The organism is Streptomyces sp. NPDC001717 (genome assembly GCF_042892775.1).
Classification (GTDB): Bacteria; Actinomycetota; Actinomycetes; order Streptomycetales; family Streptomycetaceae; genus Streptomyces.
In genome coordinates, this window is sequence record NZ_JBIAUK010000001.1 from 742,692 (window position 1) to 763,576 (window position 20,885).

At 71.1% G+C, this 20,885-nt stretch carries 20 protein-coding genes; 18 read left to right on the forward strand and 2 right to left on the reverse strand.

Annotation, left to right across the window (positions count from 1 at the left end; genetic code table 11):
- Positions 1-19: 19 nt before the first annotated feature.
- The 17 genes from ACFYZL_RS03575 (at position 20) to ACFYZL_RS03655 (ending at position 18,380) form a co-directional block, all read left to right on the forward strand.
- Positions 20-1,066, forward strand: coding sequence for an ABC transporter ATP-binding protein (locus ACFYZL_RS03575; RefSeq protein WP_384744471.1), 1,047 nt, complete (start codon positions 20-22; stop codon positions 1,064-1,066).
- Positions 1,059-2,111, forward strand: coding sequence for an ABC transporter ATP-binding protein (locus ACFYZL_RS03580; RefSeq protein ID WP_384744441.1), 1,053 nt, complete (start codon positions 1,059-1,061; stop codon positions 2,109-2,111). Before ACFYZL_RS03575 ends, ACFYZL_RS03580 begins: the two co-directional genes overlap by 8 nt.
- A 95-nt stretch (positions 2,112-2,206) precedes the next feature.
- Positions 2,207-3,826 carry an ABC transporter substrate-binding protein gene (locus tag ACFYZL_RS03585; protein ID WP_384744442.1) on the forward strand — a complete coding sequence of 540 codons (1,620 nt, stop codon included), beginning with the start codon at positions 2,207-2,209 and terminating at the stop codon, positions 3,824-3,826.
- 67 nt (positions 3,827-3,893) lie between these two features.
- A complete protein-coding gene (locus ACFYZL_RS03590) occupies positions 3,894-4,859 on the forward strand; it encodes a GNAT family N-acetyltransferase (RefSeq protein ID WP_388675628.1) in 966 nt (321 codons plus the stop codon).
- A gap of 108 nt (positions 4,860-4,967) precedes the next feature.
- On the forward strand, positions 4,968-6,596 hold the full coding sequence (locus ACFYZL_RS03595; protein ID WP_384583322.1) for an ABC transporter substrate-binding protein: 1,629 nt from the start codon (positions 4,968-4,970) through the stop codon (positions 6,594-6,596).
- A gap of 30 nt (positions 6,597-6,626) precedes the next feature.
- Positions 6,627-7,550 carry an ABC transporter permease gene (locus tag ACFYZL_RS03600; protein WP_384744446.1) on the forward strand — a complete coding sequence of 308 codons (924 nt, stop codon included), beginning with the start codon at positions 6,627-6,629 and terminating at the stop codon, positions 7,548-7,550.
- 85 nt (positions 7,551-7,635) lie between these two features.
- On the forward strand, positions 7,636-8,562 hold the full coding sequence (locus ACFYZL_RS03605; protein WP_384744473.1) for an ABC transporter permease: 927 nt from the start codon (positions 7,636-7,638) through the stop codon (positions 8,560-8,562).
- A gap of 12 nt (positions 8,563-8,574) precedes the next feature.
- Positions 8,575-9,558: an ABC transporter ATP-binding protein gene (locus ACFYZL_RS03610; protein ID WP_388675633.1), complete on the forward strand. Its 984-nt coding sequence runs from the start codon at positions 8,575-8,577 to the stop codon at positions 9,556-9,558.
- Positions 9,551-10,621 carry an ABC transporter ATP-binding protein gene (locus ACFYZL_RS03615; RefSeq protein WP_384744450.1) on the forward strand — a complete coding sequence of 357 codons (1,071 nt, stop codon included), beginning with the start codon at positions 9,551-9,553 and terminating at the stop codon, positions 10,619-10,621. The genes ACFYZL_RS03610 and ACFYZL_RS03615 overlap by 8 nt, the downstream gene beginning before the upstream one ends.
- Positions 10,622-11,057: 436 nt before the next feature.
- Entirely contained in the window at positions 11,058-11,252 is a 195-nt protein-coding gene (locus tag ACFYZL_RS03620) for a hypothetical protein (protein WP_053677094.1), read from the forward strand.
- A 66-nt stretch (positions 11,253-11,318) separates the two neighbouring features.
- Entirely contained in the window at positions 11,319-12,215 is an 897-nt protein-coding gene (gene mshB / locus ACFYZL_RS03625; protein ID WP_384744452.1) for an N-acetyl-1-D-myo-inositol-2-amino-2-deoxy-alpha-D-glucopyranoside deacetylase, read from the forward strand.
- Positions 12,212-12,595, forward strand: a complete 384-nt coding sequence (locus ACFYZL_RS03630) for a DUF6113 family protein (RefSeq protein WP_384744453.1) — start codon at positions 12,212-12,214, stop codon at positions 12,593-12,595. Before mshB ends, ACFYZL_RS03630 begins: the two co-directional genes overlap by 4 nt.
- Before the next feature lie 316 nt (positions 12,596-12,911).
- Complete coding sequence (locus tag ACFYZL_RS03635; RefSeq protein WP_384744455.1) at positions 12,912-14,774, forward strand: peptidoglycan binding domain-containing protein; 1,863 nt, start codon at positions 12,912-12,914, stop codon at positions 14,772-14,774.
- Positions 14,775-14,910: 136 nt separating this feature from the next.
- The gene (locus ACFYZL_RS03640) at positions 14,911-15,846 is read left to right on the forward strand and encodes an ABC transporter ATP-binding protein (RefSeq protein WP_384744457.1); all 936 of its coding nucleotides are present in this window, start codon (positions 14,911-14,913) and stop codon (positions 15,844-15,846) included.
- On the forward strand, positions 15,843-16,583 hold the full coding sequence (locus ACFYZL_RS03645) for an ABC transporter permease (protein ID WP_384744459.1): 741 nt from the start codon (positions 15,843-15,845) through the stop codon (positions 16,581-16,583). The genes ACFYZL_RS03640 and ACFYZL_RS03645 overlap by 4 nt, the downstream gene beginning before the upstream one ends.
- Positions 16,584-16,587: 4 nt before the next feature.
- Positions 16,588-17,766, forward strand: a complete 1,179-nt coding sequence (locus tag ACFYZL_RS03650) for a sensor histidine kinase (RefSeq protein ID WP_384744460.1) — start codon at positions 16,588-16,590, stop codon at positions 17,764-17,766.
- A complete protein-coding gene (locus ACFYZL_RS03655) occupies positions 17,763-18,380 on the forward strand; it encodes a DNA-binding response regulator (protein WP_384744462.1) in 618 nt (205 codons plus the stop codon). The genes ACFYZL_RS03650 and ACFYZL_RS03655 overlap by 4 nt, the downstream gene beginning before the upstream one ends.
- Positions 18,381-18,604: 224 nt before the next feature.
- Here ACFYZL_RS03655 and ACFYZL_RS03660 read toward each other — a convergent pair whose 3' ends face one another.
- Both ACFYZL_RS03660 and ACFYZL_RS03665 read right to left on the reverse strand, forming a co-directional pair.
- Positions 18,605-19,396, reverse strand: a complete 792-nt coding sequence (locus ACFYZL_RS03660) for a tetratricopeptide repeat protein (RefSeq protein ID WP_384758907.1) — start codon at positions 19,394-19,396, stop codon at positions 18,605-18,607.
- A complete protein-coding gene (locus ACFYZL_RS03665) occupies positions 19,393-20,382 on the reverse strand; it encodes a GNAT family N-acetyltransferase (RefSeq protein ID WP_384758910.1) in 990 nt (329 codons plus the stop codon). Before ACFYZL_RS03665 ends, ACFYZL_RS03660 begins: the two co-directional genes overlap by 4 nt.
- 117 nt (positions 20,383-20,499) lie before the next feature.
- On the opposite strand from ACFYZL_RS03665, the gene fdxA reads away from it, so the two are divergent.
- Complete coding sequence (fdxA, locus tag ACFYZL_RS03670) at positions 20,500-20,829, forward strand: ferredoxin (RefSeq protein WP_030713714.1); 330 nt, start codon at positions 20,500-20,502, stop codon at positions 20,827-20,829.
- Positions 20,830-20,885: the final 56 nt, after the last annotated feature.

Consider the following 20,885-nt stretch of genomic DNA (forward strand, 5'->3'; position numbering starts at 1 on the left):
GAGGGCGTAAGTGATCACCATGGACAACACCTCCCGCGTCCCCGCCCCGCGTGACGGGAACGACCAGGCGCCGCTCCTCGAAGTGCGCGACCTGCACGTCGAGTTCCACACCCGCGACGGCGTGGCCAAGGCCGTCAACGGCGTCAACTACAGCGTGGCCGCCGGCGAGACCCTCGCCGTCCTCGGCGAGTCCGGCTCCGGCAAGTCCGTGACGGCGCAGGCCATCATGGGCATCCTCGACATGCCCCCCGGCAAGATCCCGCAGGGCGAGATTTTCTTCCGCGGCCAGGACATGCTCAAGATGAGCTTCGAGGAGCGCCGCCAGCTCCGCGGCCGGAAGATCGCCATGATCTTCCAGGACGCGCTGTCCTCGCTGAACCCGGTGCTCTCCGTCGGCTACCAGCTGGGCGAGATGTTCCGCGTCCACCAGGGGCTGTCGAAGAAGGAAGCCCGCCTCAAGGCCATCGAGCTGATGGACAAGGTCAAGATCCCGGCGGCGAAGGAGCGTGTGGACGACTACCCGCACCACTTCTCCGGCGGTATGCGCCAGCGCATCATGATCGCCATGGCGATCGCGCTGGAGCCGGACCTGATCATCGCCGACGAGCCGACCACGGCCCTCGACGTGACCGTCCAGGCCCAGGTCATGGACCTGCTCGCGGAACTCCAGCGCGAGCTCAACATGGGTCTGATCCTGATCACCCACGACCTCGGCGTCGTCGCCGACGTCGCGGACAAGATCGCGGTCATGTACGCCGGCCGGATCGTCGAGACGGCCCCGGTGCACGAGATCTACAAGCGCCCGGCGCACCCGTACACCCGCGGTCTGCTGGACTCGATCCCGCGCCTGGACCAGAAGGGCCAGGAGCTCTTCGCGATCAAGGGCCTGCCGCCCAACCTCCTGCGGCTGCCGACCGGCTGCTCGTTCAACCCGCGCTGCACCGCCGCGCAGGACGTCTGCCGTACCGACGTCCCCCTGCTCCAGGTGGTCAGCGAGCAGGACGGCTCCGAGCTGCCCGGCCGCGCCAGCGCCTGCCACTTCTGGAAGGAGCAGCTCCATGGCTGAGCTCACCAAGAACGCCCCGGAGCGCGAGCCGATCCTCCAGGTCCGCAACCTGGTCAAGCACTTCCCGCTGACCCAGGGCATCCTGTTCAAGAAGCAGGTCGGCGCGGTCAAGGCCGTCGACGGCGTCAGCTTCGACCTGTACCAGGGCGAGACGCTCGGCATCGTCGGCGAGTCCGGCTGTGGCAAGTCCACCGTCGCCAAGCTGCTGATGAACCTGGAGCGGGCCACCGCCGGCGAGGTCTTCTACAAGGGCCAGGACATCACCAAGCTGTCCGGGCGCGCCCTGAAGGCCGTCCGCCGCAACATCCAGATGGTGTTCCAGGACCCGTACACCTCGCTGAACCCGCGCATGACGGTCGGCGACATCATCGGCGAGACGTACGAGATCCACCCCGAGGTGGCTCCCAAGGGCGACCGGCGCCGCAAGGTCCAGGAACTCCTGGACGTCGTGGGCCTCAACCCCGAGTACATCAACCGCTACCCGCACCAGTTCTCCGGCGGTCAGCGCCAGCGCATCGGCATCGCCCGCGGCCTCGCGCTCAACCCGGAGATCATCATCTGCGACGAGCCGGTCTCCGCGCTCGACGTGTCGGTGCAGGCGCAGGTCATCAACCTGATGGAGAAGCTGCAGGAGGAGTTCAACCTCTCCTACATCTTCATCGCGCACGACCTCTCGATCGTCCGGCACATCTCGGACCGCGTGGGCGTCATGTACCTGGGCAAGATGGCCGAGATCGGCACGGACACCCAGATCTACGACCACCCGACGCACCCGTACACGCAGGCGCTGCTGTCGGCCGTCCCGGTCCCGGACCCGGAGGCCCGCGCCCACCGCGAGCGGATCATCCTCACCGGTGACGTCCCCTCCCCGGCCAACCCGCCGTCGGGCTGCCGCTTCCGCACCCGCTGCTGGAAGGCCGAGGACCGCTGCTCCACGGAGGAGCCGCTGCTGGCCATCCCGACGCGCTTCCAGGGCAGCGACTCCCTGGCCGCGCACGAGTCGGCGTGCCACTTCGCGGAGGAGAAGGCCGTCCTGGCCATTTGATCCCCCCGGAACGACGGACGGGGCCCAGCCGATCCCGGCTGGGCCCCGTCCGCTTTCCCGCACCGCCGAAAGCGACCCCCCAGGAGGCACCCCCCATGCGCACAGCGGGCACCCAGTGGATCGCCGGTGCCGTCGTCCTGGCGCTGACCGCCACCGCGTGCGGAGCCGGCGAGGACGCGAGGTCCCGCAAGACCGGCGGGCACATCACCGTGGCCCTCGGCGAGCCGCAGCAGGGACTGGTGGGGCAGGAGACCGTCGAGACCGAGGGCGCGGAGGTCCTCCACGCGCTGTTCACCGGCCTGGTCGAGTACGACACGAAGAGCAACGAGCCCATGCTGGCGATCGCCGAGTCCATCGACAGCCCGGATTCCAAGACCTGGACGATCAGGATCAAGGACGGGTTCACGTTCCACAACGGCGAGAAGGTCGACGCGCAGTCCTTCGTCCGCGCCTGGAACTGGGGTGCCGACCAGGAGAACGGCGCCGAGGCGATGGGCTTCTTCTCGAAGATCGAGGGCTCGGAGCAGTTGGCCCCCGGCAAGGGCGGGAAGCCCACCGCCAAGGAGCTGAAGGGCCTGCGGGTCATCGACGACCGGACGTTCACGGTCACCCTCAAGGCGCCGTTCTCCCAGTTCCGGACCATGCTCGGTTACAGCGCCTTCTACCCGCTGCCCAAGGCGTTCGAGGCCGACCCGAAGGCGTTCGGCCAGTCCCCGATCGGAAACGGCCCGTTCCGCATGGACGGCGTCTGGGAGCACGACAAGCAGATCAAGGTCAAGAAGTACGACAAGTACCCGGCCGAGGGGCGCGCGAAGCTCGACGCCGTGACCTTCAAGATCTACGACGACCTGGACACCGCCTACGGCGACCTGCGCAAGAACGCCCTGCAGATCACCGACAAGCTGCCGGTCTCCGCGCTCGGCACGGTCTCCGAGGAGTTCGGCGACCGCTACATCTACAAGCCGGAGGCGTCCGTCGGCTACCTCGGCCTCCCGCTGGCCGCCAACCCCGAGGCCTTCGGCAAGGTCGAGATCCGCAGGGCGATCTCCATGGCCATCGACCGGGACACCATCTCCAAGAAGATCTTCCACGGCACCCGCAAGGTGGCCGACGACTTCATCAGCCCGGTCGTCCCCGGCTACCGCCGCGGCGCCCTGGGCGAGGCCGGCACCTACAACCCGATCAAGGCGAAGGCGCTGTTCCAGCAGGCCGGCGGCATACCCGGCAACAAGCTGGAGCTCGGCTACAACGACGACGGCGGCCACCGGGAGTGGATCGAGGCCGTCGCCGCCCAGCTGAAGGCGAACCTCGGCCTCGACGTCACCACCAAGCCGTACCAGAGCGCCGGCGCCCTCACCGACGACGTGAAGTCCCAGAGGTTCAAGGGCGCCTTCCGGATGGGATGGGCCATGGACTACCCGGCGGCCGAGAACTACCTGCGCCCGGTCTTCTCGAAGGAGGCCATCGCGAACGGCTCCAACTTCGGGCGGTACGCGAACGACGAGTTCGAGGCCGTCCTCGCCGCCGCCGACCGGGCGACCGACCCGGCCGAGAGCCTGAAGCTCTACCAGCGGGCCGACGACATCGTCATCAGGGACCTTCCGTACATCCCGGTCTTCACCTACATGTCGGCCGTGGCCCACTCCAAGTCCGTGAAGAACGTCGCGGTCGACGGCCAGGGCCGGATGGACCTCGCACACGTCGAGCTCGACTGACACCCCGTCGGGGGGTCCGCGCCGCGGGAAGTTGCGGGGGCCCCGCCGACGAGCGGACAGTGGGCGGGTGATCGCGACACCGTACGACCGCCGCAGGCGGCGCACGACGACCGTACGGCCCGCCGGGCCCGGGGACGCCCCCGACATCTGCGCCCTGCTCAACGCCGTCGACGTCATCGAGATCGGCAGACCGCAGACCGACCTCGCCGCCGTCGAGGCCGACCTCCACCACCCCGGCACCGACCTGGCCAAGGACTCCTGGCTCGCCTTCGAGGGCGGCCGGCTCGTGTCCTACGCCCAGGTGTGGCACGACTCCGGGCCCGGCAGGATCGACTCCGACCACTGTGTACTGCCCGGCCACCGCGCGGCCGCCGTCCGGCTGCTGGAGCTGATGGAGGCCCGGGCCCGTGAGCTGGCCGCGGGGGAGGGGGACGCCGTCCTGCGGCTCCGGCTGGGCGTGGAGCCGGTCCTCGACGCCGACGTGCTGCCCGGCCGCGGCTACCGGTCCGTACGCCGCCACCAGGTGATGACCCGGGCCCTGTCCCCGGCCGCCGACCCGCCGCCCACCCCTCCCGAAGGGCTCGTCCTGCGTGACTGCGCCGCCGACGAGGCCGACCGCCGCCGCGCCCACGCCCTCGTGGAGGAGGCCTTCGCCGCCCACTTCGGCCATGTGCGCCGCCCGTACGAGGCATGGCTGGACCATCTCGACGCACGCGGCCTCGACTGGTCGCTGGTCTGGATCGCCGGTCTGCCGGGCACCGGGGACGCGGGCGTCCTGCTGACCCGCGACGACCGCACCAGCATGGCCTGGCTCCACTACCTCGGCGTCCGCACCGACCTGCGGGGCCGGGGCATCGGCGGATTCCTCCTGCGCCACGCCTTCGCCGCCTACGCGGCCCGCGGTCGGGCCACCGTCGGCCTCGACGTCGACACCCGCAACGAGACCGGCGCCCTCGCGTTCTACGAGGCGCACGGCATGCGCCCGCACCACGCGGTGGACACCTGGGAGCTGAGTTTGCACTCGCGCGGGTGACAGGCGCGGGACGCGAGGGTGCAATCGGTCCAACGAGGAGTGTCGCGGCCCCCACATAGGGTGACATTGGGCCCTAAGTGAGTCTTGGGAGCCAATAGGAGGCACTTCATGCGCGGAGCCACCCACGCCAAATGGGCCGCATGTGCGGTGGCCGTCGCCCTCACGGCGACGGCCTGCGGCGGGGGCGGTGACAGCGGTGGAGGCGGTGGCTCCGGAATCGTCAGTTCCTCCTGGGGCGACCCGCAGAACCCGTTGGAGCCGGCCAACACCAACGAGGTGCAGGGCGGCAAGGTCCTCGACATGCTCTTCCGCGGCCTCAAGCGGTACGACCCGAAGACCGGCCAGGCGAACAACATGGTCGCCGAGAAGATCGAGACGACGGACAGTCAGAACTTCACGATCACACTGAAGGACGGCTGGAAGTTCAGCAACGGCGAGCCCGTCACCGCCCAGTCCTTCGTGGACGCCTGGAACTACGGCGCGGACGTGCGCAACAAGCAGAACAACTCGCCGTTCTTCTCCGACATCGTCGGCTACGCGGACGTGCACCCGACGAGCGGCGAGCCCAAGGCCAAGACGATGTCCGGGCTGGTCGTCAAGAGCCCCACCGTCTTCACGGTCGCCCTGAAGGACAAGTTCTCCACCTGGCCCGAGACCCTCGGCTACCAGGCCTTCTCCCCGCTGCCCAAGTCCTTCTTCACCGACCACTCCGGCTGGCTGAACAAGCCCGTGGGCAACGGCCCCTACACGGTGAACTCGTACACCAAGGGCACCGGGATGCAGCTGCGCAAGTGGGACGCCTACGGCGGCCCGGACAAGGCGCAGAACAACGGGGTCGACCTCAAGGTCTACACCGACAACAACACCGCCTACACCGACCTGATCTCCGGCAACCTCGACCTCGTCGACGACGTCCCGGCGCAGCAGCTGAAGAACGTCAAGAACGACCTGGGCGACCGCTACATCAACCAGCCGGCCCTGATCATCCAGACCCTCACCTTCCCGCTGTACGACCCCCAGTGGAACAAGGAGGGATCGGAGAAGGTCCGCCTGGGCATCTCGCGGGCCATCAACCGCGACGAGATCACCAAGCAGATCTTCCGCGAGACCCGCACCCCCGCCAAGGACTGGACCTCCCCGGCCCTCGGCGAGAAGGGCGGCTTCTCCGCGACGATCTGCGGCGACGCGTGCGTCTTCGACCCGGCCGAGGCCAAGAAGCTCATCCAGGAGGGCGGTGGCCTGCCCGGCGGCAAGGTCACGCTGACCTCCAACGTGGACACCGGCTCGCACCGGGAATGGATGGACGCCGTCTGCAACAGCATCAACAACGCGCTGGGCGAGGGCCCCGTCTGCACGGTCAACCCGGTCGGCACCTTCGCCGACTTCCGCAACCAGCAGAGCAGTTACAAGCTGACCGGCCCGTTCCGCTCCGGCTGGCAGGCCGACTACCCGCTCATCCAGAACTTCCTCCAGCCGCTGTACTACACCGGCGCCTCCTCCAACTACGGGAAGTTCAGCAACGCCGACTTCGACAAGCTCGTCGACGAGGCGAACCGGGAGAGCGACTCCGCCAAGGCCATCGCCAAGTTCCAGGACGCCGAGAAGGTCCTCGCCCAGCAGATGCCGTCCATCCCCCTCTGGTACCAGAACGGCAGCGCCGGCTACTCCGAGCGGCTCTCGGACGTGACGCTCAACCAGTTCAGCGTCCCCGTGTACGACCAGATCAAGGTCAGCTGACCACCCACCGGATCGAACCTGGAGCAGTCCATGGGACGTTATGTGATCCGGCGGCTGCTCCAGATGATCCCCGTGTTCATCGGCAGCACGTTCCTGATCTTCTTCATGGTGTACGCGCTCGGTGACCCGGTCGCCGCCCTCTTCGGAGACAAGGCCCCCGACCCGGCCACCGCCGCGCGCATCCGCAAGGACCTCTACCTCGACCGCCCCCTGTGGCAGCAGTACCTCCACTACATGGGGCAGATCTTCCAGGGCGACTTCGGCACGGCCTTCAACGGCCAGTCCGTCACCGAGCTGATGGCCTCGGCGTTCCCCGTCACCCTGCGCCTGACCCTGGTCGCGATCTTCTTCGAGATCGTCATCGGCATCACCCTCGGCGTGATCAGCGGACTGCGCCGGGGCAAGGCCACCGACACCTCCCTGCTGGTGCTGACCCTCGTGGTCATCTCCGTGCCCACCTTCGTGACGGGCTACGTCCTCCAGTTCGTCTTCGGCGTCAAACTCCAGTGGGTGCGGCCCACCGTCTCCCCGGACGTCCCCTTCAACGAGCTGATCCTGCCCGGCCTCGTGCTCGCCCTGGTCTCCCTGGCGTACGTCACCCGGCTCACGCGCACCTCCATCGCCGAGAACGTCAAGGCCGACTACATCCGCACCGCCGTCGCCAAGGGTCTGCCGCGCCGCAGGATCGTCACCCGCCACCTGCTGCGCAACTCCCTGATCCCGGTGGTCACCTTCATCGGCACCGACATCGGCGCCCTCATGGGCGGGGCCATCATCACCGAGCGGATCTTCAACATCCGAGGCGTCGGCTACCAGCTCTACCAGGGCATCCTGCGCAACAACGCGCCCACCGTGGTCGGCTTCGTGACCATCCTCGTCATCGTCTTCCTGCTGGCGAACCTGCTCGTCGACCTGCTCTACGCGGTCCTGGACCCGAGGATCCGTTATGCCTGATCCCGAGCGCCCCGAACCGGGCGGCTACGACCCGGTGGGCCCCCGCCCCAAGGAGGCCGTCTCCCCCACGGGCCAGGGGGGACCCATGGATCTCGCGCTGGACGAGGCCGAAAGCGTGGAAGGCATCGAGAAGACCGCCGGTCCGGACGCCACCGGCCCGAAGGACAAGGCCCGCTCCCTGTGGTCCGACGCCTGGCACCAACTGCGCCGCAACCCCGTCTTCATCCTCTCCGCGCTGGTGATCCTCTTCCTCGTCGTCATCTCGATCTGGCCGCAGCTCATCGCGAGCGGCGACCCCCTCCAGTGCGACCTGTCCAAGTCCCAGGAGGGCTCCGCACCGGGCCACCCCTTCGGCTACGACACCCAGGGCTGCGACGTCTACACCCGCACCGTCTACGGAGCCCGCGCCTCCATCACCGTCGGCGTCTGCGCCACCCTCGGCGCCGCCCTGCTCGGCTCCGCCCTCGGCGGCCTCGCCGGGTTCTTCGGCGGCTGGGGCGACTCCCTGGTCTCCCGGGTCGCCGACATCTTCTTCGGCATCCCCGTCATCCTCGGCGGCCTGGTCTTCCTGTCGGTCGTCACCGGCACCACCGTCTGGCCCGTGGTCGGCTTCATCGTGCTGCTCGGCTGGCCGCAGATCGCCCGCATCGCCCGCGGCTCGGTGATCACCGCCAAGCAGAACGACTACGTCCAGGCCGCCCGCGCCCTGGGCGCCGGCAACGGCCGGATGCTGCTGCGGCACGTGGCGCCCAACGCCGTCGCCCCCGTCATCGTCGTCGCCACGATCGCGCTCGGCACGTACGTCGCCCTGGAGGCCACCCTGTCCTTCCTCGGCGTGGGCCTGCGCCCGCCCACCGTCTCCTGGGGCATCGACATCTCCAACGCCGCCTCGCAGATCCGCAACGCCCCGCACATGCTGCTCTGGCCGGCGGCCGCGCTGAGCATCACGGTGCTCGCCTTCATCATGCTCGGCGACGCGGTGCGCGACGCCCTCGACCCCAAGCTGCGCTGAGGAGCCCCGCACATGCTGCTCGAAGTCCGCGACCTGCACGTGGAATTCAAGACGCGCGACGGAGTCGCGAAGGCGGTCAACGGAGTCGACTACTCGGTGGACGCGGGCGAGACCCTCGCCGTGCTCGGCGAGTCCGGCTCCGGCAAGTCGGTGACCGCCCAGGCCGTGATGGGGATCCTGGACATGCCGCCGGGCCGCATCACGAGCGGCGAGATCCTGTTCAACGGCAAGGACCTCCTGAAGATGAAGGAGGACGAACGGCGCAAGGTCCGCGGCGCCGGCATGGCCATGATCTTCCAGGACGCGCTGTCCTCCCTGAACCCCGTGCTGAGCGTCGGCGCGCAGCTCGGCGAGATGTACGAGGTGCACCGCGGGATGTCCCGCAAGGACGCCAGGGGCATGGCCGTCGAGCTGATGGACCGGGTGAAGATCCCCGCCGCCAGGGAGCGGGTGGGAGACTACCCGCACCAGTTCTCCGGCGGCATGCGCCAACGCATCATGATCGCCATGGCGCTGGCCCTGGAGCCCTCGCTGATCATCGCCGACGAGCCGACCACCGCCCTCGACGTCACCGTCCAGGCGCAGGTGATGGACCTGCTGGCCGAGCTCCAGCGCGAACTGCACATGGGTCTCATCCTGATCACCCACGACCTCGGCGTGGTCGCCGACGTGGCCGACAAGATCGCCGTCATGTACGCGGGCCGGATCGTCGAGGCGGCCCCCGTCCACGCCATCTACAAGGCCCCGGCCCACCCCTACACCCGCGGCCTGCTGGACTCGATCCCGCGCCTGGACCAGAAGGGCCAGGAGCTCTACGCCATCAAGGGCCTGCCGCCCAACCTGCTGGCCATCCCGTCCGGCTGCGCCTTCAACCCGCGCTGCCCGATGGCGCAGGCCGTGTGCCGCACCGACGTCCCGCCGCTGTACGGGGTGACCGGGACGCCCGAGGCGCGGACCAGCGCCTGCCACTTCTGGAAGGAGTGCCTCCATGGCTGAGTCCCTTCTCGAAGTCAAGGACCTGGTCAAGTACTACCCCCTGACCCAGGGCATCGTCTTCCGCAAACAGGTCGGCGCGGTCAAGGCCGTGGACGGGGTCTCCTTCGCGCTGCGGGCCGGCGAAACCCTCGGCATCGTCGGCGAATCCGGCTGCGGCAAGTCCACCGTCGCCAAGATGCTGGTGAACCTGGAACGCCCGACCGCGGGCGCGATCTCGTACAAGGGCGAGGACATCACCAAGCTGTCGGGCAGGGCCCTCAAGGCCGTCCGCCGCAACATCCAGATGGTCTTCCAGGACCCGTACACCTCGCTCAACCCGCGCATGACGGTCGGCGACATCATCGGCGAGCCGTACGAGATCCACCCCGAGGTGGCCCCGAAGGGCGACCGGCGGCGCAAGGTCCAGGAACTCCTCGACGTGGTCGGCCTCAACCCCGAGTACGTCAACCGCTACCCGCACCAGTTCTCCGGCGGCCAGCGCCAGCGCATCGGCATCGCCCGCGGCCTCGCCCTGCGGCCCGAGATCATCGTCGCCGACGAGCCGGTGTCCGCGCTCGACGTCTCCGTCCAGGCCCAGGTGATCAACCTGCTGGAGCGGCTCCAGAACGAGTTCGACCTGAGCTACGTGTTCATCGCGCACGACCTGTCGATCGTGCGGCACATCTCCGACCGGGTCGGCGTGATGTACCTGGGCCGGATCGTGGAGATCGGCTCCGACGCCGAGATCTACGACCACCCGACGCACCCGTACACCCAGGCCCTGCTCTCGGCGGTGCCCGTCCCGGACCCGGAGGCCCGCGCCCACCGCGAGCGGATCATCCTCAGCGGCGACGTGCCCTCCCCGGCCAACCCGCCGTCGGGTTGCCGCTTCCGCACCCGCTGCTGGAAGGCGCAGCCCCGCTGCACGACCGAGGTCCCGCTGCTGGCCGTCCCCGCGGCCTTCCCCTCGGGCCCGGCGGCCCACCCCTCGGCCTGCCACTTCGCGGCGGAGAAGCAGGTGGTGCCCCCGTCCCCGCCGGAGGGCGGTGCGGCCGGCAAGACCCTGGGCGGCGGGGGCGTATGACCCGGCGCAGGGCGCCCGTTCGGGGCGCACGGTCGGGCCGTTCCGGCCCAGTGCGCCCCGCCGCGCCGGACATGCCGAAGGGTCGATCATTTCCGGCCACGCCCGAAGCCGTCCGGCCGACCGTTCGGGATGGCCGAGCGTGCGAGCAACTCGGTTAACATGTAGGCAACTTGACCGTTTCTGCCCCGAGATCCGGGGCATGCAGCCTGTGTGACGTGCGGCCGTGCGGGTGCCGACAGCCGACCGGAGGGGGCCAGAACCCCTCCGGTCGGCCTCTGGTGTGACCCAGCCCATGCGCGGCGTGCGCCCCTCGTGCTGCCGGAATTCGATCGATGCGCTGGTACGGATAGTTATGATCCGTAGCGCACGGTGGGTATGAGTCCTACCGAGCACGAATGCGCTTACCGATGTCCGCTCGACGTGGAGGTGAACCGCCGTGGCACTCTCGATCTCGGCCGTGGTGCTGCTGGCGATCGTCGTCTTCCTGCTGGTCCGCAGGTCGGGCCTGAAAGCGGGACACGCGGTGGTCTGCGTACTGCTCGGCTTCTATCTGGCGAGCTCCACGATCGCTCCGACCCTCAGCCAGCTCACCTCCAACGTGGCGAGCATGATCAGCGGCCTCAAGTTCTGAGGCCGCCCCGCGGGGGCGCCTCCCCGGGTCCGGCCTGATCGAAAAGACAGGCCCTAGGCTGGGCCCATGAACGGTCTCCCCGCCCGTCGGCTGCTCCTGGTGCACGCGCACCCGGACGACGAGTCGATCAACAACGGCGTCACCATGGCCAAGTACGCGGCCGAGGGCGCCCACGTCACGCTGGTCACCTGCACCCTCGGCGAGGAGGGCGAGGTCATCCCGCCCGCCCTCGCGCACCTCACGGCCGACCGCGACGACTCCCTCGGCGCCCACCGCGTCGGCGAGCTCGCCGACGCCATGGCGGAACTCGGCGTCACCGACCACCGGTTCCTCGGCGGCCCCGGCCGCTTCCGGGACTCCGGGATGATGGGCGCCCCGCAGAACGACCGTCCCGAGGCCTTCTGGTCCGCCGACGTGGACGAGGCCGCCGCCTACCTCGTCGAGGTGATCCGCGAGGTGCGCCCGCAGGTGCTCGTCACCTACGACCCCGACGGCGGATACGGGCACCCCGACCACATCCAGGCCCACCGGGTCGCCACGCGCGCCGCCGAACTGGCCGCGGAGGGCGCCTACCGTCGCGACCTCGGCGAGCCGCACCGGATCGCGAAGGTCTACTGGAACCGCGTCCCGCTCTCCGTGGTCGAGGAGGGCTTCGCCGAACTGCGCGCGACCGGGACCGAGTCGCCCTTCCCGGGGATCGCCTCCCCGAAGGACGTGCCCGGGGTCGTCGCGGACGAGCGGATCACCGCCGAGATCGAGGTGCCCGCGGAACTCGCGGCGGCGAAGGCGGCCGCGATGCGCGCCCACGTCACCCAGATCGCCGTGGACGGGCCCTTCTTCGCGCTCTCCAACGACCTCGGGCAGCCGCTGTTCGTCCGCGAGTACTACGAACTCGTCGAAGGCGAGCCGGGTGCCCCGGCGGGCGAGCGCGAGCACGACCTGTTCGCGGGGGTCGGGGCATGACCGCGACGCTCACCCCGGTGCGGATCGCCGCGGCCCTGGGCCTGCTGGTGCTCGGCGCGTTGACCGGCCTCGCCGGCTGGCTCGTGGTGGACCTGTGGTTCCCCCTCGGGCTGCTGCTCGGGCTGGCGGGCCTCTTCGGGCTCTTCCTCGGCGGCCGGATCGCCCTCGGGACCGGACTCGGCGTGGGCGCACCCGTGGTCGGCTGGTTCCTCGCGTACGTGATGCTCGGTGTCCCGCGCCCCGAGGGCGACTTCCTGCTGAGTTCGTCCGGAATCGGCATGTACGCCTACCTTTTGGGCGGTACGGTGCTCGCTGTGATGTGTGCCACCCTGCGCGGCCCGCTGGATCGGCCGGTTTCGGCCGGACGGCCCGCCAAGTGACGTGGTGTCGGACTCCGTAGAGGGATCCGGGGAGGGGGCGGACGAGGGGCTCGCGGGCCCCCGCGCGGGGGTTCGATGAGGGGTCCGGGGAACCCCTGAATCCCCGGGGTCAGTTGCGTCCGGGCGGCGGCCAGTATGGTGGACGGGCCGCCGAGCAGCCCGCGCACGGTATGACGGGCGGCGGAGCCAACCGGGAGAACCTGCCTTGAGTCGTGAAACCGCCAGTTCGTCCTCCGGGTCCAAAGGGCCCGGTGGAGCCGCCTACCCCTCGGGTACGCCGCCGTATGGAACCGGCCAGTCCCCGGAGGAGAACCCTGTGACCTCGAACCCGTCTACGCCCGATCCCGACGGGCCCAAGACCGAGACGACGCTGACGACCCGGATCCGGATCAACATCCCGGGTTCGCGGCCGATCCCGCCCGTGGTCGTACGCACGCCGATGGGCGCCAACTCCGGCTCGGCGGACGACGGCCCCGACGCGCCGCAGGGCCCCGAGCAGGCGTCGCGCCCGGCCCTGCCGGCCGCGCCCGCCCAGGCCGAGCCGCGCCTGGAGCAGCGGCCGAAGCCCCAGCCGACCCGGATCCAGGCCGAGCCGGAGCCGGCCGCCGAAGCCGAGGCACCGTCCAGCAACTGGTTCGCCCCCCGCAAGGCAGCCACACCGCCGCCCGCGCCGGCTCCGGCCCCCGGGCCCGCGCCCCTGCCGACCCGGTCCGCCGGCGCCATGGCGCCCGGGCCCGCCCCGCAGCTGCCGACCCGGCCCACCGGCGCCTCGCTCCCCGGCGCTCCGCTCCCCGGCGGCCCGATGGCGGCCCCCGTGCCCGGACGGGCGCCGATGCCGCCGAACCCGGCCGTGCCCGGCGCCGGCTTCGCGCCCCAGCCGCCCACGCCCGCCGCGCCGATGTCGGACCTCGCCCACGGGTTCGGCCCCGGCCCCGTGCCCGGCGCCCCGGCGCCCGCGGGTCCCGTGCCCGGCGGGCTGGTCCCCGGCGCTCCCGGCCCCGACGCGCCCGGCGTCGGCTCCACGCAGCCCCTCCAGGCGTTCCGGGCCGAGCAGGGCGGAGCCCCCGCCGGCCCCACCGCCGGCCCCGGCCTCGGCAACGGTCCCGGCGGCGCGGACGCGCACGGCTGGCCCGGTCCCGGCCTGGACACCCCCTCCCCGTCCACGGCCCGCGTACCGGCCCCCGGACCGGCCGCACCGCGCCCCGCCCCCGCGCAGGAGAAGTCCGCCCCGGCCAAGAAGAAGGGCCGCTCCAAGACGGTCCTCATCGGCGGCGGCGTCATCCTCCTGTTCGGCGTGGCCTACGGGGCGGGCCTGCTCCTGAACCACTCCGACGTCCCCAAGGGCACCACCGTCCTCGGCACCGACATCAGCGGCAGCCGTGACGAGGCCGTGGCCAAGCTCCAGACCGCCTTCGGCACCCGCGCCGCCGCCCCGCTCCAGGTCAGCGTCGGCGGCAAGCAGGCCGAGCTGAAGCCCGAGAAGGCCGGTCTGAGCCTCGACGCCCAGACCACCGTCCGCAACGCCGCCGGCAGCGACTACAACCCCATCACCGTCATCGGCTCGCTCCTCGGCAACCAGCGCGTCGCCGACCCGGTGATGCCGGTCGACGAGGAGAAGCTCCAGGCGGCCCTCCAGGAGATCGCCGGAACCGCGGGCACGGCCACCGAGGCGACGATCAAGTTCGACACCGGCAAGGCCGTCGCCGTCCCCGGCAAGGCCGGCACCACCCTCGACGTCGACGCCTCCGTCGCCATCGTCACCAAGGCCTTCCGCGACATGGTCGCGACCGGCAAGGCGGCCCCGCCCGAACTGCCCGTCACCACCAAGGCGCCGACCATCGAGCAGGGCGAGATCGACCGGGCGATGAAGGAGTTCGCCGAGCCCGCGATGTCCGCCAACGCCATCGTCAAGATCGGCAACAAGCCCATCGCCTTCGGCGCCAAGTCCCTGCCCAAGATCCTCAGCATGCAGCCCGTGGACGGCCACCTGGTCGAGAAGTACGACCTCGACGCGCTCAAGGCCACGTACGGGAACACCTGGGACGGGATCCTGATCACCCGGGGCACCGGCGAGAAGACCCCGGTCACCCCCCAGGACGTGGCCGGAGCCCTCACCAAGGCCCTGCGCGGCAAGACCACGGCCGAGCGCACCGTGGTCGTCGACACCAACCCCGCCTAGGGCGTACGGCGTACGACCGTGCCCCGTCCGGAACCCCGGGCGGGGCACCGTCATGTCCGCCGCATGACATCCGTCATGCGGCCCTCACGACGGGCGACACTGCCGCGCGGCACCCCCCGACGGCGAAGCTCTTCCCATGACGACGACCGCGACACGCACCGCGCAGCCCGCCACCGACACCGTGGTGAGCTTCGAGAACGTGACCAAGAGCTACGGCACGGTCCGGGCGGTCGACGGCCTCTCCCTCGCACTCCACCCGGGCGAGACCGTCGCACTCCTCGGCCCCAACGGCGCCGGCAAATCCACCACCCTCGACCTCCTCCTCGGCCTGCGCCCCGCCGACTCCGGCTCCGTCCGGCTCTTCGGCACCACCCCGCGCGAGGCGGTCGCCGCCGGCCGCGTCGGCGCGATGCTCCAGAGCGGCGGCCTCATGGAGGAGGTGACCGTACGGGAGATCGTGGCGCTCGGCTGCGCCCTGCACCCCCGGCCGCACCCGATCGACCAGGTCCTCTCCCGCGCCGGCATCGACAAGATCGCCGACCGCAAGGTCGACAAGCTCTCCGGCGGCCAGGAACAGCGGGTGCGCTTCGCACTCGCCACCGTCGGCGACAGCGACCTCATCGTGCTCGACGAGCCGACCACCGGCATGGACGTGACCTCCCGCCAGTCCTTCTGGGCCACCATGCGGGAACAGGCCGACCAGGGCCGCACCGTCCTCTTCGCCACCCACTACCTGGAGGAGGCCGACGCGATCGCCGACCGCGTCATCGTCCTCTCCAAGGGCCGCGTCCTCGCGGACGGCACCGCCGCCGAGATCAAGGCGAAGGCCGGAGCCCGGAAGATCACCTTCGACGTGACCGACGGGACGGACACCGCCGACCTGCGCGAGCTGCCCTTCCTGACCTCCTTCGAGCAGCGCGGCAACACCGTGCGGCTCCAGTCCCGCGACGCCGACGCGACCGTCCACGCCCTGTACGGGCTGGGGCTCTACCCCCGCAACCTGGAGGTCGCGGGCCTCGGCCTGGAGCAGGCCTTCATCGCCCTCACCGAGGCCGAGGAGGCCACGAAGTGAACGCCCTCATCAAGCTCGAGATCGTCCGCGCCCTGCGCAACAAGAAGTACCTCTTCTTCACGGTCCTCTACCCGGCCGCCCTCTTCCTGATGCTCGGCGGCACCCTCAACGGGACCACCAAGGTCATGGGCACCGAACTGACCATGCCCGCCTTCTACATGGTCGCCATGGCCTCCTTCGGCGCCCTGACCGCCGTCCTGATGGGCAACAGCGAGCGCATCGCCAAGGAACGCGAGAAGGGCTGGGTCCGCCAGCTGCGGCTCACCCCCCTCCCCGGCCGCGGCTACGTCCTCGCCAAGACCGCCGGAGCCGGGGTCCTGTCCCTCCCGGCCATCCTCGTCGTCTTCGCCGTGGCCGCCGCCGTGAAGGACGTACGGTTCGACGCCTGGCAGTGGCTCGCCCTCACCGGTGCCATCTGGGCGGGCAGCCTGGTCTTCGCCGCGCTCGGCGTCGCCCTCGGCTACCTGGCCGGCGGGGACACCGCCCGCCCCCTGACGATGCTGGTCTACTTCGGCCTCTCCATCCTCGGCGGCCTGTGGATGCCGACCGCCGCCTTCCCGCAGTGGCTCCAGAACATCTGCGAATGGCTCCCCACCCACGCCTACGCGGGCCTCGGCCAGGCCATCGAGCTCGGCGGCGCCCCCCACGCGAAGGACGTGGCGATCCTCGCGGTGTACTTCGTACTGTTCACCGGTGCGGCCGCCTGGCTGTACCGCAAGGACTCACTGAAGGCGTGACGCCGTGGCGCTGACGAAGGAAGGCGAAGAGGTCCGGGGGGTCGGGATCGGCGTGAAGCCGCTGACCCTCCGCCAGCAGCTGGTGAAGGCCCTGTGGGTCGGCATGTGGCTGTTCTACCTGAGCGCGCCCGTCACCGACCTGGTCCGCGGCGGGCACTCCACCGGGGCCCGGGTACTCGGGTCGCTGGGCCTGACCGCCTTCGTCGCCTGGTACCTGGTGCTGGTCTTCCGCACCGTCCGGCAGATGTCCGTGGCGCGGGTCCTGGCCTCGCTGGCCGTCCTCGTCGCACAGGCCACGGTCCTGTCGCTGTCGCTGGGCCGCGAATGGCTGGTCCTCTTCGTCTACGTGTCCATCTCCTCCGGCGCCGCACTGCCCACCGAGGTCTCCCGCTGGACGGTCCCGGCCGCCACCGCGCTGCTGACGGCCACCGCCTACGCGGTACCCGGCGGGGACGCCTACCTGGCGGGCCTGCTGATCCCGGCCCTGATGGGCGGATTCGCGATGGTCGGCATCCGCGCGATGATCCGCACCACCATGGAACTGCGGGAGGCACGGGCCACGGTGGCCCAGCTCGCCGCGAACGAGGAACGCCTGCGGATGGCCCGCGACCTGCACGACCTGCTGGGCCACTCGCTGTCCCTGATCACGCTCAAGAGCGAGCTCGCCGGACGGATGCTGCCCGACCACCCCGACCGGGCCGCCCAGCAGGTCGCGGACATCGAGCAGGTCAGCCGGCAGGCGCTCGTCGACGTACGCGAAGCCGTGAGCGGCTACCGGCGGCCCACCCTGCCCGGCGAACTCGCGGGCGCCCGGACCGCGCTGGCCGCGGCCGGGGTCGTCGCGAAGCTCCCGGCGGGGGAGTGCGCCGACCTGCCCGGGGAACTGACCGAGGAACAGGAGTCCGCCCTGGCCTGGTCGCTGCGCGAAGCGGTCACGAACGTGGTCCGGCACAGCGGCGCGAAGCGGTGCGCGGTCAGCCTGGAGACGCCGCAGACGCTGGAGGGCCCGGTGGTGGAGCTCGTGGTCCGGGACGACGGCGCGGGCGGCCAGGCCGCCCCCGGAAACGGCCTCACGGGCCTGACGGAACGCCTGGAGGCGGTCGGCGGCACCCTGTCGGCCGGCCCGGCCGGCACATCCGGCTTCCGACTGGTCGCCCGGGTCCCCCTAGGATCGCGGTCATGAGCCCACGACCCATCCGCATCCTGTTGGCGGAGGACCAGTCGATGGTCCGCGAGGCCCTCGCCGCGCTGCTCGGACTGGAGCCGGACATCGAGGTACTGGCGCAGGTCGCCCGCGGAGACGAAGTGGTCGAGGCGGCCCGCGCGCACGACGTGAACGTGGCCCTGCTGGACATCGAGATGCCGGGCATGACGGGCATAGCGGCGGCCGCGGCGCTGCGCGCGGCGCTCCCGCACATCCGCATCGTCATCCTCACCACCTTCGGCCGGCCCGGATACCTGCGCGGGGCGATGGAGGCGGGCGCCTCCGCGTTCCTGGTCAAGGACGCGCCGGCCGCGCAGCTGGCGGCGGCCGTACGGAAGGTCCTGGACGGGGAGCGGGTCATCGACCCCACCCTGGCGGCGGCGGCCCTCGCGGAGGGCGCGAACCCCCTCACGGACCGGGAACGGGAGGTCCTGCGGGCGGCGGAGGCGGGCGCCACCAACGCCGAACTGGCGACCCGCCTCCACCTCTCGCAGGGCACGGTCCGCAACTACCTCTCGACGGCCATCCAAAAACTGGCCGCCCGCAACCGGGCGGAAGCGGTCCGCACGGCCCGCGAAAAGGGCTGGCTCTAGCCGGCGGGGCTGGTTTCGGCCGCTGCCGTCCGCCAGGCGCGGCTGGATTGCCCGCAGGGCAACTCCAGCCCCGCCGGCGTGGCTGGATTGCCCGCAGGGCAACTCCAGCCCCGCCGGCGTTCGAGGCGCGGGGGTCTGGGGGCGGAGCCCCCGGGACGGGTCCGGGCAGCGCCCGGGGAACGGTGGAAGGGCGGGCAGGGGACAGCCCCGCGCAGCGGAGGGGGTCAGTTCAGCAGGGCGCGGGCGGCCGAGGCCTCGGAGCGGATGCGGGCCGCCGCATCGGCGTCGATCACCGACACCACCTCCGCGTAGGCGTCCAGCTCCGCCGCCCCCTCCCGGAAGGAACCGCGTTCCACCAACAGCCGCGCCCGCTCGTACCGCAGCGCCGCCGGATGCGACGGCAACAGCAGCGACAGCTCCAGCGCCCACAGCGCGACCCCCGAGTGCTCCGGACGGGCCGACGCCCACGCGCGGATGTTGTTCAGGATCCGCAGCACGATGTCCAGCGTCCGCGCGGGCGTCCGCGGCCCCGAGGCCAGCTCCGCCGGACCCGCCCCCAGCGACGCGCCGCCCGCGAACGGGTCGACCACCACGCCCTCCTCCGGGTCCCCGAAGCCCACCACGAAGTGCCCCGGCAGGCCCAGCCCGTACACCGGCGCGCCCGCCCGCCGGGCGACCTCCAGCCAGACGACGGACAGCAGGATCGGCAGGCCGCGCCGGCGCCTCAGCACCTCGTGCAGCAGCGAGGACGAGAGGCGGTCGTAGTCCGCCGGGGTGCCGTGGAAGCCCAGCCGGCCGCCCAGCAGTTCCGTGACCGCCGAGGCCCACTCCCGCGCGCCCCGCAGCCCGTACGGCAGCATCCCGGCCAGTCGGTCCAGCTCGATCTGGGCCCAGTCCATGACGCGTTCGTCGAGCTCCGGGTCGCCCTCCGCCGCCAGCAGCAGGCACAGCACCGCCAGATCGGGCCGCTCCGCCCGGGCCTCCGCCGCGAACTGCTCGCGCCACCGCGAGGTCACGACCCCGCCGCCCGGTAGTGGTGGTAGGTGTGGTGCGTCGAGAAGCCGAGGCCGTCGTACAGCGCCCGCGCCGGCGCATTGTCCGTCTCGACCTGGAGCCACGCCGCCGACGCGCCCTCCTCCAGCGCCCGGCGCGCCAGCGCCGCCATCACGGCCGTCGCCAGGCCCTCCCTGCGGTGCTCCGGATCCACCGTCACCGCCGCGAAGCCCGCCCAGCGCCCGTCGACCACCAGACGGCCGATGGCCCGGCCCCCGGGAAGCGCCGCGAACCACACCGACGGCCCCTCGACGAGCATCCGGCGCGCCACCTCCGGGTCGGAGACCTTCCCGTAGCGCCCGAGCCACGCCTCGTCCGGGACGCGGGTCAGGCGTACGGACCCGGCCTCGGGCGCCTCGACGTCGGCCACCGGCGCCAGTGCCCCGATCCGTACCTCCGCCGACACCTCGGACACCCAGCCCCGCCGCTCCAGCTCCGCGCACAGCAGTTCCTGGGTCCCGGCGGCGCCCGTCGCGGCCTGCACATAGGCCGGAAGGTCACGTTCCGCGTACCAGGAGGTCACTCGGGCGAGTGCATCGTCCAGCGGTATGCCCGGGTCGCCGAGCGGCAACACGGAGTTGGCCCGTCGGGTGAATCCCGCGGCCGCGCGCAGCGTCCACTCGCCGAGCGGCTCGCTCTCCAGCGGCGGCCAGGACCGCGCCGCGACCCGCGAAAGCTCCTCGAAGGAGGTCGCCGGACCCCGTCTGCGGGCCGGCGCCGGGGGCACGACCTTGCCCGCGACCAGCGAGGATTCCGCGATGCGGACGGATTCGCCGTTCTTTCGTGTGATCAGCAGCACACCCCGGTCCCAGGATGTGAGAACTCCGACCGTGTCCGTGAACTGGGGTGATCCGCCCAGATCGCTCTCCGACCGCCGTACGGACACTCGTTTGCCCACGTCAGCCGGGGTGATACGGACCTCCAGCAGTCCGCCCGCAGTGAATTCCACAGCTCTGTCCGCCCCTCCTGTTCGGATCGTGCCCGGGAACGGAGATACTAGGTGTGGGCATCGACGACGCCGCGCTCCCGCGCGATATGGACAGCCCTACCGAGGAGGAACGAGAGCGTGACCTACGTCATCGCGGAGCCTTGTGTCGACGTCAAGGACAAGGCATGCATCGAAGAGTGCCCCGTCGACTGCATCTACGAGGGCCAGCGGTCCTTGTACATCCACCCGGACGAGTGCGTCGACTGTGGTGCGTGTGAGCCGGTCTGCCCGGTCGAGGCCATCTTCTACGAGGACGACACCCCGGAGGAGTGGAAGGACTACTACAAGGCGAACGTCGAGTTCTTCGACGAGCTCGGTTCGCCCGGTGGCGCTTCCAAGCTGGGCCTGATCGAGCGCGATCACCCCTTCATCGCTGCGCTGCCCGCCGGCATCAACGGCGAGCACTGACCTTTCGGTCAGAGGCGCCCCTCGGTCCCGTACGGCCTGCCGGCCGCACGGGACCG

What these genes read in the sequence shown, in the direction of transcription:
- ACFYZL_RS03575 (WP_384744471.1), top strand. Translation starts at nt 20, where the DNA reads ATGGACAACACCTCCCGCGTCCCCGCCCCGCGTGACGGGAACGACCAG.
- ACFYZL_RS03580 (WP_384744441.1), top strand. Translation starts at nt 1,059, where the DNA reads ATGGCTGAGCTCACCAAGAACGCCCCGGAGCGCGAGCCGATCCTCCAG.
- ACFYZL_RS03585 (WP_384744442.1), top strand. Translation starts at nt 2,207, where the DNA reads ATGCGCACAGCGGGCACCCAGTGGATCGCCGGTGCCGTCGTCCTGGCG.
- ACFYZL_RS03595 (WP_384583322.1), top strand. Translation starts at nt 4,968, where the DNA reads ATGCGCGGAGCCACCCACGCCAAATGGGCCGCATGTGCGGTGGCCGTC.
- ACFYZL_RS03600 (WP_384744446.1), top strand. Translation starts at nt 6,627, where the DNA reads ATGGGACGTTATGTGATCCGGCGGCTGCTCCAGATGATCCCCGTGTTC.
- ACFYZL_RS03605 (WP_384744473.1), top strand. Translation starts at nt 7,636, where the DNA reads ATGGATCTCGCGCTGGACGAGGCCGAAAGCGTGGAAGGCATCGAGAAG.
- ACFYZL_RS03610 (WP_388675633.1), top strand. Translation starts at nt 8,575, where the DNA reads ATGCTGCTCGAAGTCCGCGACCTGCACGTGGAATTCAAGACGCGCGAC.
- ACFYZL_RS03615 (WP_384744450.1), top strand. Translation starts at nt 9,551, where the DNA reads ATGGCTGAGTCCCTTCTCGAAGTCAAGGACCTGGTCAAGTACTACCCC.
- mshB (WP_384744452.1), top strand. Translation starts at nt 11,319, where the DNA reads ATGAACGGTCTCCCCGCCCGTCGGCTGCTCCTGGTGCACGCGCACCCG.
- ACFYZL_RS03630 (WP_384744453.1), top strand. Translation starts at nt 12,212, where the DNA reads ATGACCGCGACGCTCACCCCGGTGCGGATCGCCGCGGCCCTGGGCCTG.
- ACFYZL_RS03640 (WP_384744457.1), top strand. Translation starts at nt 14,911, where the DNA reads ATGACGACGACCGCGACACGCACCGCGCAGCCCGCCACCGACACCGTG.
- ACFYZL_RS03655 (WP_384744462.1), top strand. Translation starts at nt 17,763, where the DNA reads ATGAGCCCACGACCCATCCGCATCCTGTTGGCGGAGGACCAGTCGATG.